Origin of the sequence: Catenovulum agarivorans DS-2, assembly GCF_000568405.1 — a bacterium.
Lineage (GTDB): Bacteria > Pseudomonadota > Gammaproteobacteria > Enterobacterales > Alteromonadaceae > Catenovulum > Catenovulum agarivorans_A.
On the sequence record NZ_ARZY01000014.1, the window covers coordinates 94,373 to 101,737 of the forward strand.

Annotated in this window: 6 protein-coding genes; 1 reads left to right on the forward strand and 5 read right to left on the reverse strand. The window is 40.8% G+C overall.

The window, feature by feature from the left end; genetic code table 11:
- Window positions 1–12: 12 nt before the first annotated feature.
- From DS2_RS09160 to DS2_RS09180, 5 genes are all read right to left on the reverse strand, one after another.
- The gene (locus DS2_RS09160) at window positions 13–669 is read right to left on the reverse strand and encodes a 2-dehydro-3-deoxy-6-phosphogalactonate aldolase (protein WP_035014434.1); all 657 of its coding nucleotides are present in this window, start codon (window positions 667–669) and stop codon (window positions 13–15) included.
- On the reverse strand, window positions 659–1,564 hold the full coding sequence (locus tag DS2_RS09165; protein ID WP_035014435.1) for a 2-dehydro-3-deoxygalactonokinase: 906 nt from the start codon (window positions 1,562–1,564) through the stop codon (window positions 659–661). The genes DS2_RS09160 and DS2_RS09165 overlap by 11 nt, the downstream gene beginning before the upstream one ends.
- Window positions 1,537–3,138: an MFS transporter gene (locus tag DS2_RS09170; RefSeq protein WP_035014436.1), complete on the reverse strand. Its 1,602-nt coding sequence runs from the start codon at window positions 3,136–3,138 to the stop codon at window positions 1,537–1,539. The genes DS2_RS09165 and DS2_RS09170 overlap by 28 nt, the downstream gene beginning before the upstream one ends.
- A gap of 142 nt (window positions 3,139–3,280) precedes the next feature.
- Entirely contained in the window at window positions 3,281–4,012 is a 732-nt protein-coding gene (locus DS2_RS09175) for a FadR/GntR family transcriptional regulator (protein ID WP_035014437.1), read from the reverse strand.
- Window positions 4,013–4,285: 273 nt separating this feature from the next.
- Complete coding sequence (locus DS2_RS09180; protein WP_035014438.1) at window positions 4,286–5,020, reverse strand: FadR/GntR family transcriptional regulator; 735 nt, start codon at window positions 5,018–5,020, stop codon at window positions 4,286–4,288.
- A 598-nt stretch (window positions 5,021–5,618) separates the two neighbouring features.
- On the opposite strand from DS2_RS09180, the gene DS2_RS09185 reads away from it, so the two are divergent.
- The gene (locus DS2_RS09185; protein ID WP_235188572.1) at window positions 5,619–7,283 is read left to right on the forward strand and encodes a sulfatase; all 1,665 of its coding nucleotides are present in this window, start codon (window positions 5,619–5,621) and stop codon (window positions 7,281–7,283) included.
- Window positions 7,284–7,365 lie beyond the last annotated feature (82 nt).

Genomic DNA, 7,365 nt, shown 5'->3' on the forward strand with positions numbered 1-7,365 from the left:
GACTTCGCTAGTTTAGATTTGTTGCAAACATTGCTCGTAAGCTTTGACAAAGGCTTTAGCAATATCTGAAATTTGTTCAATACTCATATCAGCCTTGTACAAAGCTGAGCCTAAACCAAAACCGTTGGCACCGATTTTTAAGTAAGGCAACATACTGTCAACTGTTGGTTCAACACCGCCAACAGGGAAAGATAAAACGTCTTTTGGTAGGACAGATTTAAGCGCTTTATAGCCATCTAACCCCACCATAGATATGGGGAATAATTTGATACCAGTTGCGCCCGCTGCCACAGCTGAAAAAGCTTCAGTAGGCGTGACAACCCCAGGGAACGTAATACAATTAGCTTGATGAGCTAACTCAAGTACCTCTAAGTTTAAATTGGGGGTGACAACCAAGTTAGCGCCTGTATCAATTACAGCTTGTGCCTGCGCGGGTGTGGTAACAGTGCCTGCACCTACATAGATAGATTTACCCAATTCAGCTTGGTACTTTTCAACCAATAATTTAATACTGGTTAAAGCGTCTGGGCTGTTGAGCGGTACTTCAATTAAACTAAAACCTGCATCGACTAAAACCTCTGCAACCTCCAACACATTGTCGGGTTGCACGCCTCGGATAATGGCTATAAGGGGTAGGTGATTATTTACATTGAAAGAACTACTTGGCATTCGCTAATTCCTGAATAAGTTGTTGCATTCCCGACAAGAAACACTCATCACCTGAGTAAACTGTCGCTGATTTATTTAAAGTTTCACAAGCTGTTTGATATCTCTTGCACAAAGTACCACCTCCAACTAGGAGAACATTATGTGCACTAAGCTGGCGAATTTCGTGACCAATTAACAGACCTGATAAATAGTCTGCGATATGTTCATCCGCAACTTGCTGAAATAATCTATGCGTGCGCGCTGCAAAAATACGATTGGTTAAACAACTCGTTTGACTCTCAATAACCCCTTTCATAAAGGCCGATTCGTCATCTTGCTGTTTCGGCAAGCCACGTCCTAAAATGCTATTGTTAAGTAACAAGCCAAACACTTCGCCTGTCATGAACGAAGCAAATGACTGGATTTTGCCATCGGCAAACTTAATGTGTTTACTGTGTGTACCGGGAAAAACCGCATCAAAATTTGCGCTGTTTAAAAGTTGAGCTAAGCCAAATAGTTGAACCTCTTCACCACGCATCACATCAAATATACCAGCAGAATTCTGATGGTTAACGCCAGGAATAATGTAACCGTTTGCGCCCCATGGTAATTCAAATTTATGGGTTTTAGCGGCAAGTGCTTCCGAATCAACGGGCGTCGCTACATAATCAACATTTACCCAACCTTGAGCTGAACCTACCATACCAGCCATGTAAATTGGCAAATGCTTAAAGTTGTCCAACCATTGGCTCAACACTGACTCCAAAACTTGAGCAAATTGACCATCTTCAACCTGCATCAAACCAAGATTCGATGAAGTTTGCTCAACCACTTGGCCGTTTGCGTCTAGCGCAAACGCTCTAAAGTTTGTGGTGCCCCAATCAACAACTAGATATTCTGCGTTTGCATGCTGCATTCGTCTTTACCCTTTTTTACTAAATCTTTTTCAAGCTGTTCAATCGATTTACCTTTGGTTTCAGGCAAAATTAAGAACATGATGATCAACCCACCCAAACCGATAAACGCGTACATCAAAAATACGTTTGCAGCACCAAAGTTGCTTAAGCTCCAAGGGAATAATTGACTAACCGCCCAAGAAGAAACTGTTTGAACGAGCGCGGCAAACGCAAGACCTATACTTCGAACGTTATTCGGGAAAATTTCTGAGAAAATAACCCACATAATTGGGCCAATCGATAAATTGAACGCAGCGATAAAAGCAAATATGCCAAATACAACCGCCAGTGGTTTGATACCATTAATTGTTTGATTAATCACTGAACCAGATGCGAGCGGCAGCTCATTGTTAGTTAAACGCTCCGCCAAAGCAGCTTTTAATGCGACATCGTTTTGATAGGTTTGTCCGACCATATTAGCTAATTTGGTTAAATCTACTGCTTGGCCAGTTAATTCAGTTTGAATGCGCTGGTATGCCGCTTGATCAAAGACATAAGTTGTATCTTTAAAGCCAAACCAAATAGAGCTGTGAGCTAATACAACTAACGCCAAACCACCTAGAGTCAGTTTGCGTCGGCCTAACTTTTCGACTGTAAATATTGCTATAAACACCGCGGCTAAATTAACCACAGCCATGATTACGGTTTGCATAAAGCTGTCTTGAGTCGACATGCCTACTTGCTCGAATACCATAGGTGCAAACGACAACACAGCGTTCATCCCCGTACCACCTTGCACGACCGCATAAACAACCGCAATTGCAATAATCCAAGACATACGACCGCAAAATAGATTTTTAAGTTGAGTTAAAGTGCTGCTGTCTGATTGATTGTGGAAGCTCTCTTTAACTTGGACGACAAAAGCATCTATTTGCTCTGCAGGCATCATTTTATTTAGTGCTAATTTTGCCTGCTCATCTTTGCCTTTTTTCAACAACCAACGTGGTGATTCAGGCACACCTAGCAACAAAGCAACCCAAATTACATTGGCAATCAATTCTGAACCGAGCATAAAACGCCAGACGTTAGCTTCGGTTATAAACTCAATTTGCGATAGGTACTGTAACAAATAATAGTTAACCACCGAGGTCACAAAAATGCCCAAAGCAATCATCAACTGGTTAACTGAAACAAATTTGCCACGTTGGTCTGCCGGAGCAACCTCTCCTATATACATAGCCGAAACGGTTAACGACGCAAATGCCGCACCGCCGATAAAACGCCCAACTAATAACATTTCGTAGCTGGTGGCAAATGCCGACATGAGTGTTGAAACTGTATAGGCAAGCGCAATACTCAACAATACTCTTTTGCGGCCAAACTTTTCGCATAAGGTACCTGCAAAAAATAGCACCCCCATTACCCCCCAAAAGGTTGCACCAATAACCATACCTTGCTGGTTATCTGTTAAACCAAATTGAGCACTGATAAAACGTATTGCACCGGATATATTGAGCAAATCTAAGCCAAATACAAATCCACCAAACGCCGCTATTAGCGAGTATCTTGTGACATTGCTTTGTGTTGTCGACATGTATAGCCTCATACTAAATCTAAAAAAATGCGTCAGGCGGGAATAAATTCGTCTGACGCCAAGCAGTTCTCAAAGAGGAACCTTTAAAAACTAAAGCCTAGCAACTTGCTCCAAGTGTAGTCTCTAGCTAGTTAATCTGATGTTATTTTTTATCTTTACACAATCGCCCAGCAGCTTCACTTAATAGTTGCTCGGTTAGCTTTTCGGCTAAATCACCATCACTTTTTTGAATTGCTTCAAATACCTGCCTGTGAATAGCAATTGTTGCCTCATTTTGCTGGGTGTCTCGATTGGTTACATTTACACTCATTAACAGCGCAGAATAGATAACCCCTTCCATAGAGTTCAAAAACTCATTGTTGGCGGCACACAGAACAGCTTTATGAAAGAGTGCATCAGCAACAATAAATTTTTCAGTGGTATTTTTTTCCAACTCCATTTTGATAACTGCTTTTTCAATATTCAAAATGGCTTCCATCGAACCGCGCTGCGCAGCCCAACGAGCAGCTTTGGGTTCAAAGGCAATGCGGATATCCATAAGTTGTTTTAAAAACTCTGGGTTAGGCGAAGCGGCTATATGCCAGGCCAACACATCGTCATCCCACAATATCCACTGATCACGCGGACGAACTTTAGTGCCAATACCGCGGCGCACATCCAACAAACCTTTACTGACTAAAATTTTAATGGCGTCACGAATAACAACCCGACTCACCTGAAAGCGCTCAGACAACTTGCCTTCTTCATCCATTAAACTGCCCACTTCAAAAGTGCCAGCTACAATTCGTCGGCCCAATTCCCGGGCAACCTGCACAGGTAAACTAGGCGCCATTGAAGCGCTGCTTTTTAAATCGTAATAAACAAGTTCACTCATGCATACTCTCAAACATATGATGTTATAGGATGGAAAAATTTAAACATATTATGTTTGAAGTTGCAACATGTTTCCGAAATGTTTCAGTGGATATTTAATAATAAATAAAGAGACTTTAAATTAGTATTTAAAAACAATAACTTAAATATATATCAGCTAACTTTGGTGAGACTAGAAGTTTAAAGAAAGGTTAAATTAATAAATATAAATTGAAAAACGTTAAGCATATAAACAGGTTATATGCTTAACGTTGTCGATTAAATAAACTAGAAGCTATTGGTCAAATTCTTTATCTAGACGTTCGCATGCGTCACGCAGTAATACTTCGGTTAGCTCCTCTGCTTTTTTACCGTCTCTCGCTGCGATCGCTTCAAATACTTCGCGATGGAATGGAATAGAATCTTCATTTTCGCGTGGGTCTTGGTTAGTAATTTTAACACTAACTAATAACGCAGAATAAATAACCCCTTCCATTGCAGTTAAAAACTCGTTATGCGCAGCATGTAAAACCGCTTTATGGAACATGGCGTCGGCAACAATGAACTTTTCTATCGAACCTTTTTCGGCTTCCATCTTTAATATGGCAGACTCAATTTCCACGATGTCTTTGTCAGTTGCACGCTCTGCAGCCCAGCGAGAAGCTTTAGGTTCAAACGCTAATCGAATATCCATTAATTGACGCAAAAACTGTGGATTTGCTGGCGCGGTAATATGCCAAGCCAACACATCATCGTCCCACAAAACCCATTGATCACGTGGTCGAACTTTAGTACCGATACCACGACGCACATCAAGTAAACCTTTGCCAACCAATATTTTTACCGCATCACGGATGACAACACGGCTTACTTGGTAACGCTCGGCTAACTTATTTTCATCATCAATTAATGTACCTGGCTCAAAAGTGCCAGCAACAATACGTCGACCCAATTCTCTAGCAACCTGAACTGGCAAGCTTGGCGTCATTTTCGCCGCTTTTTTCAGGTCGTAATACACCATTTCGCTCATTTTTTATAACCTAGTCATGTTTTGTTTAGTTGTATTGTGCATATCATTGACAATATAAACATGGCATGTTTGATATTCAAGTATATTTGTATCAAAAACATTAACATTCATGACATATTTAATAATCAAGTCTATTTTTTACTCGTTTATTAACAATAAATAGATTTTTGCACGGAAAGACGGTAGATACCACGGCAGGTTATAAAAACAAAAAAGCCGGGGTAACAGAGTACCCCAGCAAACTTACTTCACGATAAACACACACATAAAACGAGCATCCATGCCCCAAGTTCATACAAAACATGACTAATGAGCCCTCTAGCTCGAAAACAAGACTAACCGCATTAGATTGAAAGATCAACAACAAATTACCTTTTTATTCATATTACGTTTAAATGATAAAAGGAACACCCTCGGAACATAATAAAAACATTTTTGATATAGCTACCTCAATTATCTAACACAACTTGGCGCCGTATTGCTCAACAACTGTTAATGTTTGAATAACAAAAATTCAATACTAAGCTTTTCCTGAGGTATAAATTGGTTTATATTGCTATATTAGCAATATAAACCAATAATTGGGATTAAAGCTTTTATGAAACACAACTTGAGTAAGTTAATTGCAATAGTAGTCGGTATGTCTTTGGTTGCTGGCTGCCAACAACAAGCATCCAAGCAAGACGCGGAAGTTAAACAAACAGTTGAGCAAACACAACCCCGCAACGTCCTGTTTATTTCAATAGACGACTTACGCCCAGAAATTGGTGCGTACGGCAGCCCAATCGCAAAAACACCGAATATAGACGCACTTGCTAGCAAAGGCATTACTTTTACTAGAGCCTATGCGCAACAAGCTATTTGTGGGCCATCGCGTGCCAGTATTATGACGGGCCTACGCCCAGATACACTTGAAGTCACTCACAACTATGTGAAATTTCGCCACAAGTTTCGTGACGTAAAAACCATACCGCAGCACTTTATGCAAAATGGTTACAACGCAAGTTATGTTGGCAAAATTTTTCATCATGGTGATAAAGATGAAGAGAATTCATGGAATTTTCCGCAAGCAACCCACTTGATGCCAGAAGATATGCAAAGCCCACCTATTTATGCATTGGAATCTAACAACAAACTTCGCGATGAATATAAAAAGCTTATGTTTGCTAAATATGGTGAACAAGCTAAATATGGTTTAGGCCGCGGCCCTGCAACTGAAGGTGCTGATGTACCCGACTACGAATACATTGACGGCTATAATGCAGAACTTGGCGAGCGAACTTTGGCTGAGTTAGTTAAAGCTGGCAAACCTTTCTTCTTTGGTTTTGGGATGAACAAACCTCACCTACCTTGGATAGCGCCTAAAAAATATTGGGATATGTATGATGAAGAAGCGGTGAAGGCGACGTTAGCACAAACGCGCCAAGTTGCTCCTAAAGATGGCGCAGCCATGGGCTTACACGCATCTTTTGAATTAAGAACCTTTTCTGATGTACCAAACACTGAGGCAATTCCAGATGAATTAGCATTGCAACTTAAACATTCATATCTTGCTTGTGTTAGTTATGTCGACGAACAAATAGGCCGAATAATTCAAGCATTAAAAGATCAAGGCGTTTACGACAATACAGTGATTATTTTGTGGAGCGATCATGGTTTCCATTTAGGTGACATGGGCATTTGGGGTAAAGCAAGCAACTATGAAATTGCCACCCGCGTACCTTTTATCATCTCAACGCCAGAAACACGTGCGCAAGGCCAAGCTCTAAAAACAGATGCTTTGGTTGAATTATTAGATATCTACCCAACTGCGGCTGAACTGGCCAATATCCCAATGCCAACCCATACCGAGGGTACAAGCTTAAAACCTTTGTTAGACAACCCAAATACCAAATGGAAAGAGTCAGCATTAAGCCAATTCCCTACCCCAGCTTTACGTGAATGGGGAGCATTTCCGCTGCGTCCGGGCATGCGCGAAACCTACTTTGGTGAATTAATTGTGCAAGTGGAACAAAGCATTGAACAACAATTTCCACACCTTTGGGATAAAGAAACCTTCGAGCAAAATGTCATGGGTTATTCACTGCGCACCGATGACTATCGCTTAATTGCTTGGATGAATAGCCAAGACAAAAGTGCCGAACCGTTTTATGTTGAATTATACGACCACAGAGTCGACCCAGCAGAATCAACCAATGTTGCGACCAAACAAACGCAACAAGTAGCACGACTGATGCAAATTTTGCGTACTCGAATTAATTAAATAAGTGAAATTCGTGCATTTATCTTAGTAGCGCTTTGGCTCATGGTTAATCTGAGATCTGGTTAAGCCACCACTAAATTGA

Excerpts from the sequence above, each read along its gene's own strand:
- DS2_RS09170 (WP_035014436.1), bottom strand. The coding sequence starts at position 3,138 with ATGTCGACAACACAAAGCAATGTCACAAGATACTCGCTAATAGCGGCG.
- DS2_RS09185 (WP_235188572.1), top strand. The coding sequence starts at position 5,619 with ATGAAACACAACTTGAGTAAGTTAATTGCAATAGTAGTCGGTATGTCT.
- DS2_RS09180 (WP_035014438.1), bottom strand. The coding sequence starts at position 5,020 with ATGAGCGAAATGGTGTATTACGACCTGAAAAAAGCGGCGAAAATGACG.
- DS2_RS09160 (WP_035014434.1), bottom strand. The coding sequence starts at position 669 with ATGCCAAGTAGTTCTTTCAATGTAAATAATCACCTACCCCTTATAGCC.
- DS2_RS09175 (WP_035014437.1), bottom strand. The coding sequence starts at position 4,012 with ATGAGTGAACTTGTTTATTACGATTTAAAAAGCAGCGCTTCAATGGCG.
- DS2_RS09165 (WP_035014435.1), bottom strand. The coding sequence starts at position 1,564 with ATGCAGCATGCAAACGCAGAATATCTAGTTGTTGATTGGGGCACCACA.